The following is a 501-nucleotide window of genomic DNA, read 5'->3' on the forward strand; positions in this document are numbered from 1 at the left end:
GGTGAATGTGGTGAAGTCTGCCCGTGTCGGTTATTCCAAAATGCTGCTGGGTGTTTATGCCTACTTTATAGAGCATAAGCAGCGCAACACCCTTATCTGGTTGCCGACGGATGGTGATGCCGAGAACTTTATGAAAACCCACGTTGAGCCGACTATTCGTGATATTCCGTCGCTGCTGGCGCTGGCCCCGTGGTATGGCAAAAAGCACCGGGATAACACGCTCACCATGAAGCGTTTCACTAATGGGCGTGGCTTCTGGTGCCTGGGCGGTAAAGCGGCAAAAAACTACCGTGAAAAGTCGGTGGATGTGGCGGGTTATGATGAACTTGCTGCTTTTGATGATGATATTGAACAGGAAGGCTCTCCGACGTTCCTGGGTGACAAGCGTATTGAAGGCTCGGTCTGGCCAAAGTCCATCCGTGGCTCCACGCCAAAAGTGAGAGGCACCTGTCAGATTGAGCGTGCAGCCAGTGAATCCCCGCATTTTATGCGTTTTCATGT

The 501-nt window shown here is 51.9% G+C and carries 1 protein-coding gene; it reads left to right on the forward strand.

What is annotated here, in order from left to right:
* On the forward strand, positions 1-501 hold a 501-nt coding region (locus tag ABEA04_RS22985), incomplete at both ends, for a phage terminase large subunit family protein (RefSeq protein ID WP_345464713.1).

The organism is Nocardioides marinquilinus (genome assembly GCF_039543705.1).
Lineage (GTDB): Bacteria > Actinomycetota > Actinomycetes > Propionibacteriales > Nocardioidaceae > Nocardioides > Nocardioides marinquilinus.